The sequence below is a fragment of the Enterobacter cloacae complex sp. SHL022 genome (assembly GCF_049237785.1).
Classification (GTDB): domain Bacteria; phylum Pseudomonadota; class Gammaproteobacteria; order Enterobacterales; family Enterobacteriaceae; genus Enterobacter; species Enterobacter hormaechei_C.
In genome coordinates this window covers 296821-316858 of sequence record NZ_JBMKJH010000004.1, presented here as the reverse complement: position 1 = coordinate 316858, position 20038 = coordinate 296821, and the positions used below count along the sequence as shown (strand labels likewise).

The following is a 20038-nucleotide window of genomic DNA, read 5'->3' as shown; positions in this document are numbered from 1 at the left end:
TTTTATTTTAAATCCGCGTCATCAAAGCTAAAGCCCGTATCCGGCATGATGTAAAAACCGGTCAGCGCTTTGTTGTGGGCTGAGACCAGTTTTTCCACCACCAGCGGCACCCACGGCGACTCTTTCCAGATAATGTCCTGCGCCTCTTTGTACAGGCGCGCTTTCTCTTCCGGTTTGGTGGTTTTCAGGGCATCGGCCAGATCTTTATCCACCTGCGGATTACTGTAGAACGCGGTATTGAACAGCGTTGGCGGCCAGTTCTGGGAAGCGAACAGCGGCGACAGGGACCAGTCCGCTTCGCCGGTTGAAGCCGTCCAGCCGGTGTAGAACATCCGCACGCCGCTCTCTTTCTGCCCTTTGCCTTCTACTTCCGCCGCTCGCTGTCCGGCATCCATCGCCGTGACCCTGGCTTTAATGCCCACCTGCGCCAGCTGCTGCTGGGTAAATTGCAGCACCTTCTGCGCGGTACTGTGGTTATGAGACGACCACAGCGTGGTGCTAAAGCCGTTCGGATAGCCCGCCTCTTTCAGCAGCTCCCGCGCTTTCGCCGGATCGTACGGCCATGGCTGGTAGCTCTGCGCATACTCGATGGCTGGCGGCATCACGCCCGTCGCGGGAGTGGCGTAACCGGCAAAGGCCACCTTCACCAGCGCCTGACGGTTAATGGCGTAGTTGATGGCTTCGCGCACCTTCGGGTTATCGAACGGTTTCTGCGTGACGTTCATGCTGATGTAGCGCTGCATAATCGACGGGCTGGCCACCAGCTCCAGCTTGCTGTTTTTCGCCAGCAGCGCCGCCTGTTCGTAAGGGATCGGGAAGGCAAACTGCGCTTCGCCGGTTTGCAACATCGCGGCACGGGTATTGTTGTCCACGACCGGACGCCAGGTGATTGTATCCAGCTTCGGCAGCCCCTGCTGCCAGTATCCGGCGAATTTTTTCACCTTCACATAATCGGTCTGGTTCCAGGTAAGCAGTTCGTACGGTCCGGTCCCCACCGGGTGGAAGCCAATCTCTTTGCCGTATTTTTTCAGGGCAGCGGGTGAAATCATCGCCGTCGCGGGATGCGCCAGGATATTGATAAACGCCGAGAACGGCTCTTTCAGGACGATCTTCACCGTCGCCGGGTCAACCACCTCGGTGCTGGCGATATTTTTATACAGGTTGTAGCGCTTAAGACCGTTCTCCGGATTGCTGGCACGGTCCAGGTTGATCTTAACCGCCTCGGCGTTGAAGTCGGTGCCGTCCTGGAACTTCACGCCGGTACGGAGCTTAACGGTATAGACCAGCCCATCGTCCGACACGGTATAGCCTTCCGCCAGCACGTTTTTCAGCTTCATCTCGCGGTCCAGGCCGAACAGCCCCTGGTAGAAAGATTTTGCCACCGCCTGAGAAAGGGTGTCGTTAGCATCATACGGATCCAGCGTCGTGAAGTTAGACCCCACAGCCACCACCACATCTTTCGCCGCGAACGCGGGGGCGGCGGCCAGCGCAGCCGTCACGCTCGCGGCAAGCAGCCATTGACGAGCAACAAAAGGAACCATTGTGTTCTCCTGCCTGTTGTAAGTTATAACCGCGAGAATGCATTGCCCTGACGCGGTGGTGCGACAAAATGACCGGGACCCACCTCACGCAGCGCCACGCGCTCAAGGGTTTCGCCCCGTTTACGAATATTGCTCGGCATTTCGTCCTGCAACAGCACGCGCTGGGCGTGACGATGCTCAGGATCGGCAACCGGTACGGCGGCCATCAGCTTGCGGGTGTACGGGTGCTGCGGGTTTTCAAACACCGCCCGACGGGGGCCGATTTCAACTATTTGCCCCATGTACATCACCGCCACGCGATGGCTGATCCGCTCCACCACCGCCATATCGTGGGAGATAAACAGAAACGCAATGCCTAAATCCCGCTGTAAATCGAGCAGGAGATTGATGATTTGCGCGCGGATGGAGACATCCAGCGCTGACACGGACTCATCCGCAATCACCACCTTCGGATTCAGGGCTAATGCCCGGGCTATGCAGATACGCTGTCGCTGACCGCCAGAAAATTCGTGCGGATAACGCCAGGCATGCTCCGGCTTCAGGCCCACGCGCTCCAGCAGCCACGCGACGCGGCGCTGCGCGGCTTCACCGTCGAGCAGGTTATGCACCCGCAGCGGCTCCATAATCGAGTACCCCACCGTATGGCGCGGATCGAGCGACGCATAAGGATCCTGGAATATAAACTGAATATCCCGGCGTACCGCCTGCAATTTACTGTTAGGTAGCGTGTCGATGCGCTCACCGTTGAAGGCGATGCTCCCCTCCTGCGACGCCACCAGCCTGAGCAGCGCCCGTCCGGTGGTGGATTTACCGCAGCCGGACTCCCCCACCAGCGCCAGCGTTTCGCCCGGCCAGAGATCAAAACTGACGTTTTCAACCGCATGCACTTCGCGCTTCACGCGATTGAGGATCCCGCTACGCAGCGGGAAACGGGTCACCAGGTCACGCACTTCGAGGATTGGCCTGCCGGGAACCACCGTATCCTGCTCGGTTTCGTCTTCCTGCTTGCCCTGTTCGGTCTGTGAGATCAGCGGAAAACGGCGCGGAAAATCACTGCCATTCATGGCCCCCAGACGCGGGACCGCCGCCAGCAGCGCTTTGGTATAAGAATGCACCGGCGCATGAAAGACCTGCTCCACCGTGCCGGTTTCCACGGCATTGCCCTGATGCATAACCAGCACCCGATCGGCAATGTCCGCCACCACCCCCATATCGTGGGTAATGAAAATCACCCCCATCTCCATCTCCTGCTGCAACACCTTAATCAGTTGCAGGATCTGGGCCTGAATGGTGACATCCAGCGCCGTGGTGGGTTCGTCCGCAATGAGTACCGCCGGACGGCACGACAGCGCCATCGCAATCATCACCCGCTGGCGCATGCCGCCGGAAAGCTGATGCGGGTAGCGGGACAAAATCGCGTGCGCCTCAGGGATACGCACCAGCTCCAGCATCCGTTTTGCTTCGTTGAGCGCCTCATCACCGCTCAGTCCCTGATGCAGGCGGATAGATTCGGCAATCTGCTCGCCCACCGGGAAAACCGGGTTCAGGGAGGTCATCGGCTCCTGAAAAATCATCGCAATGTCTGCCCCGCGCACACCCTGCATCCGGGACGCGCTCAGCTCGTTGAGATCGATAACCTGACGGTTGCGACGGCGCAACAGCATACGCTCGCTGGTGACCTGCCCGCCCGTCTGCTCAAGCAGACGCATCAGCGCCAGCGCGGTAACGGATTTACCGGAACCTGATTCGCCAACAATCGCCAGCGTCTCGCCGCGCCTGAGCGAAAACGATAAATTCTGTACTGCGGGGATGAACTGCCGCTCTTCCTGAAACGCAATATTCAGTTGGTGGACAGCCAGCACTTCGCAGTTGTCCAGCTCTTCACGGTGCGGCACGCAATGCCCCCTTATTCACGATAAATGCCTGTGCTGGGCGCATCGCCGGCATACCCCCACGCCCGGTACATTCCTTCACTGTTGAACGGCAGAGCCACGTTGCCCTCCCGATCCACCGCAATTAAGCCGCCAATCCCGCCCAGCGCCGGCAGTTTCTCCATCACTACCCGCTCGCAGGCTTCACTCAGGCTTAATCCGCCGTAATCCATTAGTGCGGTAATGTCGTAGGCCGCCAGCGCGCGGATAAACACTTCGCCGGTGCCGGTGCATGACACCGCCGCGGTGGCGTTATTGGCGTAACACCCGGCCCCCGGCAGCGGGCTGTCGCCGACGCGACCGGGAAGTTTGTTGGTGATGCCGCCTGTCGACGTCGCGGCGGCGAGGTTACCGGCTTTATCCAGCGCCACCGCGCCTACCGTGCCCATTTTGCTGCGTTCATCGAGCGGCGCGGCATGGTCCAGCTGCGTCATCCCCGCTGTACGGGCCTCCAGCAGTTGTCGGTAACGCTCCTCGGTGGAAAAAAGCTCGGGCGAGACCGTGTCCATACCGTGCTCGACGGCAAATTTTTCCGCCCCCGCCCCGGCCAGCAGCACATGCGGGCTTTGTTCCATCACCAGACGCGCGGCCAGCACCGGATTACGCAGACGGCTGACGCCCGCTACCGCGCCCGCTTTCAGGGTGACGCCGTCCATCACGCAGGCATCCAGCTCGTGCGTTTCATCGCGCGTAAAGACCGAGCCAATACCGGCATTAAACAGCGGACACTCCTCCAGCAGGCGCACCGCTTCGGTCACCACGTCCAGCGCGCTGTCGCCCGCTTCCAGCATCCGCTGGCCTGTTTCCACAATGGCGTTCAGCGCATCGATATAACGCTTCTCCTGCTCGGGACTGAGCTGTGCACGGGTGATTGCCCCGGCACCGCCATGAATTGCGATAACCGCTTTACTCATTTCGCATCACCCATCAGCCTGGCTGGCTGCTTTTTCTATAAATATCATTATCGTCGACGAATCTTCAGATGATTTTTGAATATAGAAAGACGCAACTGTGATGTAAAGCGTACACCCATCGGGTCATACAGTTAGCCGCACTTTTCTGCCATAATGAGCGCTTTCGTTGTTACTCCGCAGGAGCCCACCATGGATTTTACCGCCGGACTGATGCCGCTTGAGACGGCACTCTCGCAGATGCTTGATCGTATTACTCCCCTGCACGACGTTGAGACGCTGCCGCTTGTGCGCTGTTTTGGCCGTATTGCCGCGCGCGATATCGTCTCGCCGCTGAACGTGCCGGGGTTCGATAACGCGGCGATGGACGGCTATGCCGTACGTCTGGCGGATCTGCAAACGGGTCAGCCGCTGCCGGTGGCAGGGAAAGCGTTTGCCGGGCAGCCGTTCAACGGTGAGTGGCCAGCGGGCACCTGCGTGCGCATTATGACCGGCGCGCCGGTGCCAACGGGCTGTGAAGCCGTGGTGATGCAGGAAGAGACCGAACAAACGGACGACGGCGTGCGTTTTACCGCCAGCGTCAAAGCGGGACAGAATATCCGCCATATCGGGGAAGACATTACCCTGGGCGCAACGGTCTTTGCCGCCGGGCAAAAACTGACGGTCGCCGAACTGCCGGTGCTGGCATCGCTTGGCATCGCGGAGATTGACGTGGTCCGCAAAGTGCGCGTAGCGGTGTTCTCCACGGGAGACGAGCTACAGCTTCCGGGTCAGCCGCTGAACGAAGGGCAGATTTACGACACCAACCGTCTGGCGGTGCACCTGATGCTTGAGCAGCTGGGCTGCGAGGTGATTAACCTCGGTATCATTCCTGACGATCCGCAAAAACTGCGCGCGGCGTTTATCGACGCTGACGCCTCTGCCGACGTGGTGATCAGCTCCGGCGGCGTTTCGGTTGGCGAAGCGGATTACACCAAAACCTTGCTTGAAGAGCTGGGTGAAATCGCCTTCTGGAAGCTGGCGATTAAGCCGGGCAAACCGTTCGCGTTTGGCAAACTTCCGCACAGCTGGTTCTGTGGCCTGCCGGGTAACCCGGTCTCTGCCGCGCTGACCTTCTACCAGCTGGTGATCCCGCTGCTGGCGAAGCTTTCAGGCAACAATGCCAGCCCGCTGCCGGAACGTGTGCGCGTGCGGGCGGCAACGCGCCTCAAAAAATCACCGGGCCGTCTCGATTTCCAGCGCGGCATTCTGGCGCGCAACGCCGACGGCGAGCTGGAGGTGAGCACCACCGGGCATCAGGGTTCGCACATCTTTAGCTCCTTCAGCCAGGGTAACTGCTTTATCGTGCTGGAGCGCGATCGCGGCCACGTTGAGGCGGGCGAATGGGTTGAAGTGGAACGCTTTAACCACCTGTTCGGAGGCTGACATGACGATGGAACTGAGCGACCCGGAGATGATGCGCTATAACCGCCAGATCGTGCTGCGCGGATTTGATTTCGAGGGTCAGGAGGCGCTCAAGGCGGCCAGCGTGCTGGTTGTTGGTCTTGGCGGGCTGGGCTGCGCGGCAGCACAATACCTGGCTGCGGCGGGCGTCGGCAGCATGACGCTGCTGGATTTCGACACCGTGTCGGTGTCCAACCTGCAACGCCAGACGCTGCACAGCGACGCGACGGTCGGTCAGCCTAAAGTGGAATCAGCACGCACGGCGCTGGCGCGCATTAACCCCAACGTTCAGTTCACCCTGATTGACGCGATGCTGGATGACGACGCGCTGTTTGCGCAGATTGCACGGCATGACCTGGTGCTGGACTGCACCGATAACGTCGCCATTCGCAACCAGCTCAATGCGGGCTGCTTTGCCCATAAAACGCCGCTGATTTCCGGCGCGGCCATCCGCATGGAGGGGCAAATCACCGTCTTCACCTACGCTGAAGGAGAGCCCTGCTACCGCTGCCTGAGCCGTCTGTTTGGCGAGAATGCCCTCACCTGCGTCGAGGCGGGCGTAATGGCGCCGCTGGTTGGCGTTATCGGTTCCTTGCAGGCCATGGAGGCGATCAAAGTGCTGGCGCACTATGGCACGCCCGCCGCGGGTAAAATCGTGATGTATGACGCGATGACCTGCCAGTTTCGCGAGATGAAGCTAATGCGTAATCCCGGGTGTGAGGTGTGCGAAGGTTAAAGCAAACGGCAACCTTCAGGTTGCCGTTTTAGTGTTTGCTCCCTCTCCCTGTGGGAGAGGGTTGGGGTGAGGGCATCAGGCCACACCCATCAAATAGACGTCCGCCCAAACGCCCCCTGCCAGTCCTGCTCAAACTTCACAATTGCCGCATCCACCGCCGGAGAGGTAATAAACTGCTGCGCCACGTCCAGCGGCAGCGTGATGGACTCGCACCCTGCCAGCAGGCAGTCCAGCGCCTGGCGCGGGGTTTTAAAGCTCGCGGCCAGCACCTTTGACTGCGGCGCGTGCAGGGTCAGCAACTGTTGCAGTTCGACCACCGTCTGGATCCCGTCCCCGCCCTGCGCGTCCACGCGGTTCACGTAAGGGGCCACATACTCAGCCCCCGCCAGTGCGGACAACATCCCCTGCGCGGCACCGTACACCGCCGTACCCAGCGTCGGGATCCCTTCCGCTTTCAGCATCTTGATCGCCGCCAGCCCTTCAGCGGTCACGGGCACTTTCACCACCAGGTCATTGATTATCGCGCGCAGCTTACGTGCGTCTTCCACCATCCCCTCGGCAGTCTTCGCCATCACCTGAGCGAACAGCCGGCCCCTGCCGCCCAGCGCGTCGTGCAGCGCGGGCAGCAGCTCTTCCAGGGGGGTTTTACCCGCCGCCACAATGCTTGGGTTAGTGGTCACGCCCGCCAGCGGGAAGATACGCGCCAGCTTTTTGACTGCCGCAACGTCAGATGTGTCGAGATAAAGTTCCATGATGTCACCCTCAAATTTAGCCTGCACTTACCCTATCACAGCAAAACCTGCTCAGGAATTGACCCATATCAAGATAACTTTCATTCGAAAGTAATTTAATCTTCATATGTAATCCGAGGGCAAAAAAATGATCTTCAATATACAGCGTTACTCCACCCACGACGGCCCAGGTATTCGAACCGTGGTATTCCTGAAAGGCTGCTCGCTGGGCTGTCGCTGGTGTCAGAACCCGGAAAGCCGCTCCCGCAGCCGGGACGTGCTGTTTGATGCGCGTCTGTGCCTGGACGGCTGTGAACTGTGTCAGCAGGCCGCGCCGGGGTGTGTTGAACGCGCGCTGAACGGGCTGGTCATTCATCGTGAGAAGCTTAACGACGAGACGCTCACTGCCCTCACCGACTGCTGTCCGACCCAGGCGCTTACCGTCTGCGGTGAAGAGAAGCAGGTGGAGGAGATTATGGCCACCGTGCTGCGAGACAAGCCCTTCTACGACCGCAGCGGCGGCGGGATCACCCTTTCCGGCGGCGAGCCGTTTATGAATCCTGACCTGGCGCACGCCCTGTTTAAAGCCAGCCATGAACAAGGCATTCATACCGCCGTTGAAACCTGCCTTCACGTGCCCTGGCACTATATCGAGCCGTCATTACCGTACGTCGATCTGTTCCTCGCCGACCTGAAGCATGTCGACGGAGATGTTTTCAAGCAGTGGACGGACGGTTCGGCTAAGCGCATCCTGGACAACCTGAAACGCCTGGCCGCCGCCGGGAAAACGATCACCATCCGCGTGCCGCTGATCCAGGGCTTTAACGCCGATGAAGCGTCCGTTACCGCCATTACCAATTTCGCCGCCGATGAACTCGGCGTCCACGATATTCATTTTCTGCCGTATCACACGCTGGGCATGAACAAATACACCCTGCTCGGCCAACCCTACTCTGCCCCTGACAAACCGCTGGATAACCCTGCCCTGCTGGACTTCGCGCAGCAGTACGCCTGCCAGAAAGGGTTAACCGCGACCTTACGAGGATAAACTTATGACCACCCTGAATCTCAACACCCTCAGCGAGCGCATTAAGGCGCACAAAACGGCCCTGGTGCATATCGTGAAGCCGCCGGTCTGTACCGAGCGCGCCCAGCATTACACCGAAATGTACCAGCAGCACATGGACAAGCCGATCCCGGTGCGCCGCGCCCTGGCGCTGGCGCATCACCTGGCCAAGCGTACCATCTGGATCAAGCACGACGAGCTGATCATCGGGAACCAGGCAAGCGAAGTGCGCGCCGCGCCGATCTTCCCGGAATATACCGTCTCCTGGATTGAGAAAGAGATTGACGACCTGGCGGACCGTCCGGGCGCGGGCTTTGCGGTGAGCGAAGAGAACAAGCGCGTGCTGCATGCGATCTGCCCGTGGTGGCGCGGCCAGACGGTGCAGGATCGCTGCTACGGCATGTTCACCGACGAGCAGAAAGGCCTGCTGGAAACCGGCATCATCAAAGCCGAAGGCAACATGACCTCCGGCGACGCGCACCTGGCGGTGAACTTCCCGCTGGTGCTGGATAAAGGGCTGGACGGCCTGCGCGCCAAAGTGGCCGAGCGCCGCTCACGCATCAACCTGACGGTGCTGGAAGACCTGCACGGCGATCAGTTCCTGAAAGCCATTGATATTGTGCTGGAAGCCGTCAGCCTGCACATCAAACGCTTCGCCGATCTGGCGCGCGAGATAGCCTCCAGCGAAACCCGCGAAAGCCGCCGCGACGAGCTGCTGGCAATGGCGGAAAACTGTGACGTAATCGCCCACGAGCCGCCAAAAACCTTCTGGCAGGCGCTGCAGCTGTGCTACTTCATTCAGCTAATCCTGCAAATTGAGTCCAACGGTCACTCCGTATCCTTTGCCCGTATGGACCAGTATCTCTATCCGTACTACCGCCGCGACGTGGAGCTGGGCCAGAGCCTGGACCGCGAGCACGCCATCGAGCTGCTGCACAGCTGCTGGCTGAAGCTGCTGGAGGTGAACAAAATCCGCTCCGGCTCGCACTCCAAAGCCTCTGCGGGCAGCCCGCTGTATCAGAACGTCACCATCGGCGGCCAGAAGCTGGTCAACGGCGAGCCAATGGACGCGGTCAACCCGCTCTCCTACGCGATCCTCGAATCCTGCGGCCGCCTGCGCTCCACCCAGCCAAACCTGAGCGTGCGCTATCACGCGGGCATGAGCAACGACTTCCTCGACGCCTGCGTGCAGGTGATCCGCTGCGGTTTCGGCATGCCGGCGTTCAACAACGACGAAATCGTCATTCCGGAATTCATCAAGCTCGGCGTTGAACGCGACGACGCCTACGACTACGCGGCCATTGGCTGTATCGAAACCGCGGTGGGCGGCAAATGGGGCTACCGCTGCACCGGCATGAGCTTTATTAACTTCGCCCGCGTGATGCTGGCCGCGCTGGAAGGCGGCCGCGACGCCACCAGCGGCAAGGTGTTCCTGCCGCAGGAGAAAGCCCTCTCTGCCGGTAACTTCGATAACTTCGAGGAGGTGATGGCGGCGTGGGACACCCAGATCCGCTATTACACCCGCAAATCCATCGAAATTGAATACGTGGTGGATACTATGCTGGAAGAGAACGTCCACGATATTCTCTGCTCGGCGCTGGTTGACGACTGCATCGAGCGCGCGAAAAGCATTAAGCAAGGCGGCGCGAAGTATGACTGGGTTTCCGGCCTACAGGTCGGTATCGCCAATCTCGGCAACAGCCTGGCGGCGGTGAAGAAGCTGGTGTTCGAACAGGGCGTCATCGGCCAGCAGCAGCTGGCGGCGGCGCTGGCGGATGACTTCGAGGGGCTAACCCACGAGCAGCTGCGCCAGCGCCTGATCAACGGCGCGCCGAAGTACGGCAACGACGACGACAGCGTGGACCTGCTGCTGACCCGCGCCTACGAAACCTACATTGAAGAGCTGAAGCAGTATCACAACCCACGCTACGGCCGCGGCCCGATTGGGGGTAACTACTACGCGGGCACGTCGTCTATCTCAGCAAACGTGCCGTTTGGCGCGGCGACCATGGCGACGCCGGACGGGCGTAAGGCGCATACCCCTCTGGCGGAAGGGGCCAGCCCGGCTTCCGGTACCGACCACCTCGGGCCGACGGCGGTGATTGGCTCCGTGGGTAAACTGCCGACGGAAGCGATTCTTGGCGGCGTGCTGCTTAACCAGAAGCTGAACCCGTCGACGCTGGAAAACGACAGCGATCGCCAGAAGCTGATGGTGCTGCTGCGCACCTTCTTCGAGGTGCATAAGGGCTGGCATATTCAGTACAACATCGTCTCGCGCGAAACGCTGCTGGAAGCGAAGAAACACCCGGACCAGTACCGCGACCTGGTAGTGCGCGTCGCGGGCTACTCGGCGTTCTTCACCGCCCTGTCACCGGATGCGCAGGACGATATTATCGCCCGTACTGAGCATACGCTGTAATAGTGTATCCCCTCTCCCTTGAGGGAGAGGGAGAAAACACTAAAAACGGCAACCTCGGTTGCCGTTTTGCTTTTACTTTCGAATGAAATTAAATTTGTGCTCCCCGTCACCTTGTTATTAGAATGTTTCAAAACGCAGTGACCCAGGAGCATAGTATGACCGTAAAAGTTATCGTCACCGATATGGACGGAACTTTCCTTGATGATGCCAAGCAGTACGATCGTGACCGCTTCCAGGCACAGTTTAAACAGCTTAAAGCCCGCAACATTGAATTTGTTGTCGCCAGCGGCAACCAGTATTACCAGCTCATCTCGTTTTTCCCGGAACTGAAGGATCAAATCTCCTTCGTGGCGGAAAACGGCGCGCTGGTCTTCGATCGCGGCGAACAGATTTTCCACGGCGAACTGACCCGCCATGAGTCGCAGATCGTGATTGGCGAACTGCTGAAAGACAAAGGGCTGAACTTCGTGGCCTGCGGGCTGGAGAGCGCCTACGTCAGCGATAAAGCGCCGGACGCGTTCGTGGCGCTAATGTCAAAGCACTACCACCGCTTAAAGCGCATCAGCGATTACCGCGACATTGACGACGTGCTGTTTAAGTTCTCCCTGAACCTGCCGGACAGCGATATTCCTAATCTGGTGGATAAACTCCACGTCTCCCTGGACGGCATCATGAAGCCGGTCACCAGCGGCTTTGGCTTTGTCGATTTAATTATCCCCGGCCTGCACAAAGCCAACGGCATCAGCCGCCTGCTGAAGCGCTGGAAAATCTCTCCGCAAGAGTGCGTGGCCATTGGCGACAGCGGCAACGATGCCGAGATGCTGAAGCTGGTGAAATATTCCTTTGCGATGGGCAACGCGGCGGAAAGCATCAAAGAAATCAGCCGCTACAGCACTGACGACAACAACCATCAGGGCGCGCTGAACGTCATTCAGGCCGTGCTCGACAACCACTCTCCTTTCGACGTCTGATCCTTTCCTCGCCGGAGTCCTGCTCCGGCACCCTCACTCATTTTCCCGTCCTGTGGCGCAGGTCAAGTTTTTAAACTTGCATTAACTTATTTTTAACTTAAAGTATCGCTTGTAGATATTTTTACTTTCGAATGAAAGATGCGAGGCAGTTATGACCTTTACCAGTGAAACCTTGCCGGCGGATCACAAAGCGGCAATCCGTCAGTTGAAACGTGAGTTACGCGCGCAGATCGGCGACGTGCAGGCGGTGTTCGACAAGCTCAGCGACAGCATTGCCACCCGCGTGGCGGAAATTAACGCCCTCAAAAATAAAGGTGAATCCGTCTGGCCGGTAATTCCGTTTAACGATGTGAAAAACGGCACGATTACCGACGCGCAGCGCGAGGCCGTTAAGCGCCGCGGCTGCGCGGTGATTAAAGGTCACTTCCCGCGCGAGCAGGCGCTGGCGTGGGATCAGTCGATGCTCGACTACCTCGATCTGAACAAGTTTGACGAGGTGTACAAAGGGCCAGGCGATAACTTCTTCGGCACCCTGACCGCCTCCCGTCCGGAGATTTACCCGATCTACTGGTCGCAGGCGCAAATGCAGGCGCGCCAGAGCGAAGAAATGGCGCAGGTGCAGTCGTTCCTGAACCGCTTATGGACGTTCGAGAGCAACGGCAAGCAGTGGTTCGACCCGGACGTGAGCGTGATTTACCCGGATCGTATCCGCCGCCGTCCGCCGGGAACCACCTCGAAGGGACTCGGCGCGCATACCGACTCCGGCGCGCTGGAGCGCTGGCTGCTGCCTGCCTACCAGCAGGTCTTTGCCCGCGTGTTTGACGGCAACGTTGAGAAATACGATCCGTGGAACGCCGCGCATCGTACCGAAGTGGAAGAGTATACCGTCGATAACACCACCAAATGCTCGGTGTTCCGCACCTTCCAGGGCTGGACGGCGCTGTCGGACATGATCCCCGGTCAGGGGCTGCTGCACGTGGTGCCGATCCCGGAAGCAATGGCCTATATTCTGCTGCGTCCGCTGCTGGACGACGTGCCGGAGGACGAGCTGTGCGGCGTGGCGCCGGGGCGCGTGCTGCCGGTTTCCGAGAAGTGGCACCCGCTGCTTATCGAGGCGCTGACCAGCATTCCTGCGCTGGAGGCGGGTGATTCGGTGTGGTGGCACTGCGATGTGATCCACTCCGTCGCGCCGGTGGATAATCAGCAGGGCTGGGGCAACGTGATGTATATCCCCGCCGCACCGATGTGCGAGAAAAACCTCGCCTACGCGAAGAAGGTCAAGGAAGCGCTGGAAACCGGCGCGTCGCCGGGAGACTTCCCGCGCGAGGATTATGAAAAAACCTGGCAGGACCGCTTTACCGTGAACGATCTCAACATCCACGGCAAACGCGCGCTGGGCATGGTCTAGCTGTCGTACAGCCCTTCCCGCTCCACGGCGGTGCGTCGTTTTCCCTGACGTATCCGCCGTACCGACTCCCGCACGGTCAGCGTGCCGTTCAGCAGCAATGTGCCTACCGGCGCGTCCGGGCGCATGAGCCGCTGCTGGAGCATGTGTACCGCTTCCGTTCCCAGCTCATCGCGGGGAACATGCACGGCCGTTAATGGAACATCCTGAATCGCCGCCAGGTTAAAGCCGTCGATGCTCATCACCGAGACGTCCTGCGGCACGCGCAGGCCGTGGTTTTTTAAGGCGCTGATGGTGCCCGCCGCCATAAAGTCGCCGCCAACCAGGAATGCCGTCGGCAGGTCTTTTCCCTGCTGCTGATTTAGCCAATCGCTCACCAGCTGCTCCGTCTCTCTGGCGCTGAAGCTTGGCACCACCAGCAGATCGCGCTTGTCGTTGAACGCCAGGTTGTGGGACTGCCACGCGTCGCGAATCCCCGACAGGCGCAGCTCCATGGTGTAGCGACGTAGGCACAGCACGTTCATCACCTCGCGGTGCCCCATCTCGAACAGGTACTCCGCCGCCCGCTCGCCGATGGCGCGGTGATCCGGCGCAACGGCAGGCAGACGCATGTGCCGGTCGCGGCAGTTAATCAGCATGCAGGGTTTGCCCACGTCCACCGCCAGATCGTGGATATGCGGATCGTCAATACCAAGAAGAATGGCCGCCTGCGTGTCCGGCTCGTTCATCCGCGCCAGAAACAGCTGGGCGTCGCTGTCGTTCTCCTCCAGCGCGCAGTAGCGCAACCGGACCTCGTGGGAGGCAAGTGCTTTGCTCACGCTCTGGATCACGCGGTAGTAAAAGATGTCGGACCGCTCGTCGAAAGCGCGCTGCGGGGCAAAAACCACCAGGCTGTTAAGCAGCAGACGCCCTGCCGCCATGCCGTCCATTACCCCCAGCTCGCGCGCGCACGCCAGCACCTTTGCACGCGCTTTTTCGCTGGTATTCGCTTTCCCCGCCAGCACCCGCGAAACGGTGCTGATGGAGAGCTGCGTACGGGCCGCGATTTCGGTGATTTTTAGCCTTTTGTCCATTTTGTGATCTGGCTCCATTTGCGAAATGAAAAAATTTTCATAGCGTGTGTGTCAGGCAATAACTGACGTGAATGCCATCATGCCAGAGTGTTTTCGTCGGTTATGAGAAATTTTGCACAAAATCCACTTTTGCCCACTCATTTTCTTCCTTAAGGTGAACTTGTCACACAGCTTCCATACTAGTTGTATAGCAACTTAAGCATTATAAGCGGATTGAAATCAAAGGCATAACAATCTGTGTGACACCTGAACCTCCGTCCCCTTACCGTCCGTCTTGTGGAGAGTAAAATGAGTCAGGACATCAATAACACCATTGCGACAAGCAAAACCCGTCGCGTCATCAAGAACCTGCGCTGGTACGTGCTGCTGCTGTTTTTGCTGGGCGTCACCGTTAACTACATCACCCGAAATTCCTTAGGTATTCTCGCTCCGGAACTGAAAGAGAGCCTCGGGATCACCACCGAGCAATACTCCTGGATCGTCGGCGCGTTTCAGATCGCCTATACCATTTTCCAGCCCCTGTGCGGCTGGCTGATTGACGTCATTGGCCTGAAGATTGGCTTTATGGTCTGCGCCGGGATCTGGGCGCTGATGTGTATTTTCCACGCGGGCGCCGGAAGCTGGCTGCACCTGGCCATACTGCGCTTCTTTATGGGGGCTTCAGAAGCCGCTGCCACCCCGGCGAACGCCAAAACCATCGGCGAATGGTTCCCGAAATCAGAGCGTCCCGTTGCTGCTGGCTGGGCGGGCGTGGGCTTCTCCATCGGCGCGATGCTGGCTCCGCCTATCATCTACTTTGCTCACGCCTCGTTCGGCTGGCAGGGCGCGTTTATGTTTACCGGCGTGCTGGCGCTGCTGTGGGTGATCCTCTGGTGGGCGTTCTACCACAACCCCGAGCAGCACCCGAACCTGAGCAAGGACGAGCTGGCGTTTATCAAGCAGGATAACGAACCAGCGCCGGTCAAATTGCCCTTCCTGACCGCGCTGAAAACCGTTTCAAAAAACAAACGTTTCTACGGTATCGCCATTCCGGCCTTTATGGCAGAACCCGCCTGGGCGGTGCTGAGCTTCTGGGTGCCGCTGTACCTCGCCAAAGAGCACGGCATGGACCTGAAGCAGATTGCGATGTTTGCCTGGCTGCCGTTCCTCGCCGCCGACCTCGGCAGCGTGGCGAGCGGCTACCTGACGCGTCTGTATACCCGCCTGTTCGGCTGCTCCCGCGTGAACTCGGTGGTGGCCAGCTCCGTCACAGGCGCGTTTCTGATGATTTCACTGGCGGTCGTCGCCGTAACCCGCGACCCGTATATCACCATCGTGCTGATCTCCATCGGCGGCTTCGGGCACCAGATCATCTCCTGCATGCTCAGCGCCCTGGTCGTGGAGTCATTCGACAAAGGCCAGATGGCGACCGTCAACGGCATGCGCGGCTCGGCGGCGTGGATCGCCAGCTTCCTGTTCTCGCTGTTAATCGGTGTGACCGCCGACAAAATCGGCTTTAACCCGCTCTTTATCGCCATGGGCTTCTTTGACCTGATTGGCGCTCTCTTCCTGGTAGCATTTATTGCTGAACGTCGCGCCAAGCGCGCCTGATAGTGGATGTATTGCATATGAAAACCCTGAAAAACTGGACCCTTGATACGCAGTCGGCAAACCATCTGGAACTGCTGGTCGATAGCCAGCACCGCCTGTGCCTGTATGTGCTGGAAGAGAACCTGTTCCGCGTGCTGATCAAGCGTAAAGGCGAGCTGGCGCTGGACCGCACCTGGAGCATCGCACCGGAAAAAGACGTGCCGTGGGAAGGTCGCCGTCGTGACGATATCAGCGGCTTCTCCTGCCCCGCCTGGACGCTGACGCAGCAGGACGATACGTTAACCGTGGCAACCGAGCAGCTGCGCGTCACCGTCCACCAGCCGCTGTGGCTGGAGTGGCACTACCGCAATGACGCGGGCGAGTGGCAGCCGCTGGTCAATGACCGCCCGACCAGCGCCTACCTGCTGAACGCCCACGGTGACGGCGTGGCGCACTATCTCAGCCGCCGTAAGGATGAACGTTTTTACGGTCTGGGTGAGAAAGCGGGCGATTTACAGCGCAACGGCAAACGCTACGAGATGCGTAACCTGGATGCGATGGGCTATAACGCGGCCAGCACCGATCCGCTGTACAAGCACATCCCGTTCACCCTCACCCGTCGCGATGATGTGAGCTACGGTCTGTTCTACGATAACCTGAGCAGCTGCTGGCTGGATCTGGGTAACGAGATCGACAACTATCACACCGCCTACCGCCGCTGGCAGGCGGAAGCGGGCGATATCGATTACTACATCTTTACCGGCAGGCGCGTGCTGGACGTCACTAAAGCCTTTGTTCGCCTGACCGGAAAAACGCTGTTCGGACCGAAATGGAGCCTGGGCTACAGCGGCTCAACCATGCACTACACCGACGCGCCGGACGCGCAGAATCAGCTGATGAACTTTATTCGCCTGTGCGAAGAGCATGCCATTCCGTGCGACTCGTTCCAGCTCTCCTCCGGCTATACCTCGATTAACGGCAAGCGCTACGTCTTTAACTGGAACTACGACAAAGTGCCGCAGCCGAAGGTGATGAGCCAGGCGTTCCACGACGCGGGGCTGCGGCTTGCGGCCAACATCAAGCCTTGTCTGTTGCAGGATCATCCCCGCTACAGCGAAGTGGCGGAACGCGGCCTGTTCATTCGCGATTCAGAAACCGATGCGCCTGAACGTTCCAGCTTCTGGGATGACGAAGGATCGCACCTCGACTTCACCAACCCGCAGACGGTGCAGTGGTGGCAGAACGGCGTGACCACGCAGCTGCTGGAGATGGGCATCGACTCCACCTGGAACGACAACAACGAGTATGAAGTGTGGGACGGGGAAGCGCGCTGCTATGGCTTCGGCCAGGAGATCGCCATCAAGCACATTCGCCCGGTGATGCCGCTGCTGATGATGCGCGCTTCGCTGGAGGCCCAGCAGCGCTTTGCGCCGGAGAAACGTCCGTATCTGATCTCCCGCTCCGGCTGCGCCGGGATGCAGCGCTACGTTCAGACCTGGAGCGGCGACAACCGCACCAACTGGGACACCCTGCGTTATAACATCCGCATGGGGCTGGGCATGAGCCTGTCCGGACTGTTCAACGTCGGTCACGATGTCGGCGGTTTCTCCGGCAACAAGCCGGATGCCGAGCTGTTCGTGCGCTGGGTACAGAACGGCGTGATGCACCCGCGCTTTACCATTCACTCGTGGAACGATGACCACACGGTGAACGAGCCGTGGATGTATCCGGGCGTCACGCCTGCCATCCGCGGCGCGATTGAGCTGCGCTACCGCCTGCTGCCGTATCTTTACACCCTGCTCTGGCAGGCGCACGCCGACGACGAACCGATGCTGCGCCCGACCTTCCTCGACCACGAGCACGATGCGCAAACCTTCAAAGAGTGCGACGACTTCCTGCTGGGCCGCGACCTGCTGGTCGCCAGCGTCGTCGAAGCCGGGCAGCGCGAGCGCCGCGTCTGGCTGCCGGATAACGAAACGGGCTGGTACGATTTTTACACTCACGCGTGGTATGCGGGCGGGCAATCCATCGTCCTGGATGCGCCGCTGGAAAAACTGCCGCTGCTGGTGCGCGCTGGGGCCGGTCTGCCGCTCAGCGAGCGCATCCGTCACGTGAGCGCCGATAAAGACGATACCCGTGAGCTGAAGCTGTTCCCGGTGAAAGGCGTCGGCACAACCTCGGGGCTGCTGTTTGAAGACGACGGTGAAAGCTGGGGCTACCTGAACGGCAATGCGCTGTGGGTGGAATGGGAAATGGTGTGTGATGGCGCAAGTATCAACCTGAAGGTGAACGCTCGCGGCGACTATCGTCCGGCATGGAAGGCGCTGAAGGTATCATTACCGGCGGAGGAAAAACGTACGCTGCGGGTGAATGGAGTTGAAGGGGGCGAGTGGGTGGTGTAGTGCGGCCTGTAGCCCTCACCCTAACCCTCTCCCACAGGGAGAGGGGATAAAATGTAGGCCGGGTAAGGCGAAGCCGCCACCCGGCTATTTTTAACTCTCGATACCTTTACTGCGCAGGTAATCTTCGTAGTTACCGGTGAAGTCCACCACGCGCTCTGGCGTAATTTCGATCACGCGGGTCGCCAGCGAGCTGACGAACTCACGGTCGTGAGAGACGAAGATCAGGGTGCCCTGATACATCTCCAGCGCCATGTTCAGGGATTCGATCGATTCCATATCCAGGTGGTTAGTCGGTTCGTCCATCACCAGAATATTCGGTTTTTCCATCATCAGCTTGCCGAACAACATACGGCCCTTTTCACCACCGGAGAGCACTTTGGCGGGCTTTTTGATGTCGTCCTGGCTGAACAGCAGACGCCCCAGAATGCTGCGTACCGCCTGCTCATCGTCGCCTTCCTGCTTCCACTGGCTCATCCAGTCGAAGACAGTCAGATCGTTTTCGAATTCATATTCATGGTCCTGCGCGTAGTAACCAATCTGCGCGTTTTCAGACCATTTCACGGTTCCGTTGTCCGGTTGCAGTTCACCCACCAGGGTTTTCAGCATAGTGGATTTACCCACGCCGTTGGCGCCGAGGATGGCAATCTTCTCGCCCACTTCCAGCAGCAGGTTGAAGTTTTTGAACAGCGGGCCTTCATCGAAGCCTTTGGTGAGGGCTTCCACTTCCAGCGCGTTACGGAACAGCTTCTTGTCCTGCTCGAAGCGGATGAACGGGTTCTGACGGCTGGAGGCTTTAACCTCTTCCAGCTTGATTTTGTCGATCTGACGCGCACGCGAGGTCGCCTGACGCGACTTAGAGGCGTTGGCGCTGAAGCGGCTGACGAAGGATTGCAGGTCCGCAATCTGCGCTTTCTTCTTGGCGTTGTCGGCCAGCAGACGTTCACGTGCCTGGGTTGCCGCCGTCATGTACTCATCGTAGTTGCCCGGATAAACGCGCAGCTCGCCGTAGTCCAGATCCGCCATGTGGGTACACACCATGTTCAGGAAATGACGGTCGTGCGAAATGATGATCATGGTGCTGTCGCGATCGTTCAGCGTCTGCTCCAGCCAGCGGATGGTGTCGATGTCCAGGTTGTTGGTCGGTTCGTCGAGCAGCAGGATGTCCGGGTTAGAGAACAGCGCCTGCGCCAGCAGCACACGTAGCTTCCAGCCTGGCGCAACTTCGCTCATCGGACCATAATGCTGTTCAACAGGAATGCCGACGCCCAGCAGCAGCTCGCCCGCACGCGCTTCCGCAGAGTAGCCGTCCATTTCGCCGTATTGCGTTTCCAGGTCGGCCACTTTGTAACCGTCTTCTTCGCTCATCTCAGCCAGACCGTAGATACGATCGCGCTCCTGCTTCACTTCCCACAGCTCCGCATGCCCCATGATCACGGTGTCGAGCACGGTGAACTCTTCGAAGGCGAACTGATCCTGACGCAGCTTACCGATGCGCTCGTTAGGGTCGAGCGACACGTTACCGAGCGTTGGCTCCAGGTCACCGCCGAGGATCTTCATAAAGGTGGATTTTCCGCTACCGTTGGCACCAATCAGGCCGTAACGGTTGCCGCCGCCAAATTTGACGGAAATATTTTCGAACAGCGGCTTACTGCCAAACTGCATAGTGACGTTGCTGGTAACTAACACGGAGAGATTCCTGCGAAAAGTGTGATAAACGCGGCATTATGCCACAATTCCGAATTGAGATCCCGTGTTGCAGTAATCCACTAAACTTTAACAAAATCGAAAAAAATGTGATTTCGTACACATCTGAATTCCCAGTTAACGGGAATGCACATAT

General features: G+C 59.1%; 14 protein-coding genes. 8 read left to right on the top strand and 6 right to left on the bottom strand.

What is annotated here, in order from left to right:
* Positions 1 to 2: 2 nt before the first annotated feature.
* From gsiB to iaaA, 3 genes are read right to left on the bottom strand one after another with little or no spacing between them, the layout of a single operon-like run.
* Positions 3 to 1541, bottom strand: coding sequence for a glutathione ABC transporter substrate-binding protein GsiB (gene gsiB / locus ACOTZD_RS10825; protein WP_003858426.1), 1539 nt, complete (start codon positions 1539 to 1541; stop codon positions 3 to 5).
* A gap of 23 nt (positions 1542 to 1564) precedes the next feature.
* Entirely contained in the window at positions 1565 to 3436 is a 1872-nt protein-coding gene (gene gsiA / locus ACOTZD_RS10820) for a glutathione ABC transporter ATP-binding protein GsiA (protein ID WP_174402024.1), read from the bottom strand.
* An 11-nt stretch (positions 3437 to 3447) separates the two neighbouring features.
* A complete protein-coding gene (iaaA, locus tag ACOTZD_RS10815; protein ID WP_063401545.1) occupies positions 3448 to 4386 on the bottom strand; it encodes a beta-aspartyl-peptidase in 939 nt (312 codons plus the stop codon).
* A gap of 189 nt (positions 4387 to 4575) precedes the next feature.
* On the opposite strand from iaaA, the gene moeA reads away from it, so the two are divergent.
* Positions 4576 to 5808: a molybdopterin molybdotransferase MoeA gene (gene moeA, locus ACOTZD_RS10810; protein ID WP_032608916.1), complete on the top strand. Its 1233-nt coding sequence runs from the start codon at positions 4576 to 4578 to the stop codon at positions 5806 to 5808.
* 1 nt (position 5809) lies between these two features.
* The gene (gene moeB / locus ACOTZD_RS10805; RefSeq protein ID WP_022650669.1) at positions 5810 to 6562 is read left to right on the top strand and encodes a molybdopterin-synthase adenylyltransferase MoeB; all 753 of its coding nucleotides are present in this window, start codon (positions 5810 to 5812) and stop codon (positions 6560 to 6562) included.
* A gap of 89 nt (positions 6563 to 6651) precedes the next feature.
* Here moeB and fsa read toward each other — a convergent pair whose 3' ends face one another.
* Positions 6652 to 7314, bottom strand: coding sequence for a fructose-6-phosphate aldolase (gene fsa, locus ACOTZD_RS10800; RefSeq protein WP_022650668.1), 663 nt, complete (start codon positions 7312 to 7314; stop codon positions 6652 to 6654).
* Between the two features lie 127 nt (positions 7315 to 7441).
* Here fsa and ACOTZD_RS10795 point away from each other — a divergent pair, with 127 nt between their 5' ends.
* The 4 genes from ACOTZD_RS10795 (at position 7442) to ACOTZD_RS10780 (ending at position 13157) form a co-directional block, all read left to right on the top strand.
* Complete coding sequence (locus ACOTZD_RS10795) at positions 7442 to 8341, top strand: glycyl-radical enzyme activating protein (protein ID WP_059520783.1); 900 nt, start codon at positions 7442 to 7444, stop codon at positions 8339 to 8341.
* A 4-nt stretch (positions 8342 to 8345) separates the two neighbouring features.
* Positions 8346 to 10778: a formate C-acetyltransferase/glycerol dehydratase family glycyl radical enzyme gene (locus ACOTZD_RS10790; RefSeq protein ID WP_174402023.1), complete on the top strand. Its 2433-nt coding sequence runs from the start codon at positions 8346 to 8348 to the stop codon at positions 10776 to 10778.
* 155 nt (positions 10779 to 10933) lie between these two features.
* Positions 10934 to 11749, top strand: coding sequence for a Cof-type HAD-IIB family hydrolase (locus ACOTZD_RS10785; protein WP_137047670.1), 816 nt, complete (start codon positions 10934 to 10936; stop codon positions 11747 to 11749).
* A 151-nt stretch (positions 11750 to 11900) separates the two neighbouring features.
* Positions 11901 to 13157 (top strand): DUF1479 domain-containing protein, encoded by a 1257-nt coding sequence (locus ACOTZD_RS10780; RefSeq protein WP_023324369.1) that lies wholly within the window; start codon positions 11901 to 11903, stop codon positions 13155 to 13157.
* Here ACOTZD_RS10780 and ACOTZD_RS10775 read toward each other — a convergent pair.
* The gene (locus ACOTZD_RS10775; protein ID WP_045346767.1) at positions 13154 to 14227 is read right to left on the bottom strand and encodes a LacI family DNA-binding transcriptional regulator; all 1074 of its coding nucleotides are present in this window, start codon (positions 14225 to 14227) and stop codon (positions 13154 to 13156) included. The genes ACOTZD_RS10780 and ACOTZD_RS10775 overlap by 4 nt on opposite strands.
* A gap of 288 nt (positions 14228 to 14515) precedes the next feature.
* Between ACOTZD_RS10775 and ACOTZD_RS10770 the strand changes: the two genes are divergently transcribed.
* Complete coding sequence (locus ACOTZD_RS10770; protein ID WP_045346768.1) at positions 14516 to 15817, top strand: MFS transporter; 1302 nt, start codon at positions 14516 to 14518, stop codon at positions 15815 to 15817.
* A gap of 17 nt (positions 15818 to 15834) precedes the next feature.
* On the top strand, positions 15835 to 18198 hold the full coding sequence (locus tag ACOTZD_RS10765) for a TIM-barrel domain-containing protein (RefSeq protein WP_174402022.1): 2364 nt from the start codon (positions 15835 to 15837) through the stop codon (positions 18196 to 18198).
* 90 nt (positions 18199 to 18288) lie between these two features.
* Here the strand turns inward: ACOTZD_RS10765 and ACOTZD_RS10760 are convergent, their stop codons facing one another.
* Positions 18289 to 19884: an ABC-F family ATPase gene (locus ACOTZD_RS10760; protein ID WP_003858434.1), complete on the bottom strand. Its 1596-nt coding sequence runs from the start codon at positions 19882 to 19884 to the stop codon at positions 18289 to 18291.
* Between the last annotated feature and the right edge of the window lie 154 nt (positions 19885 to 20038).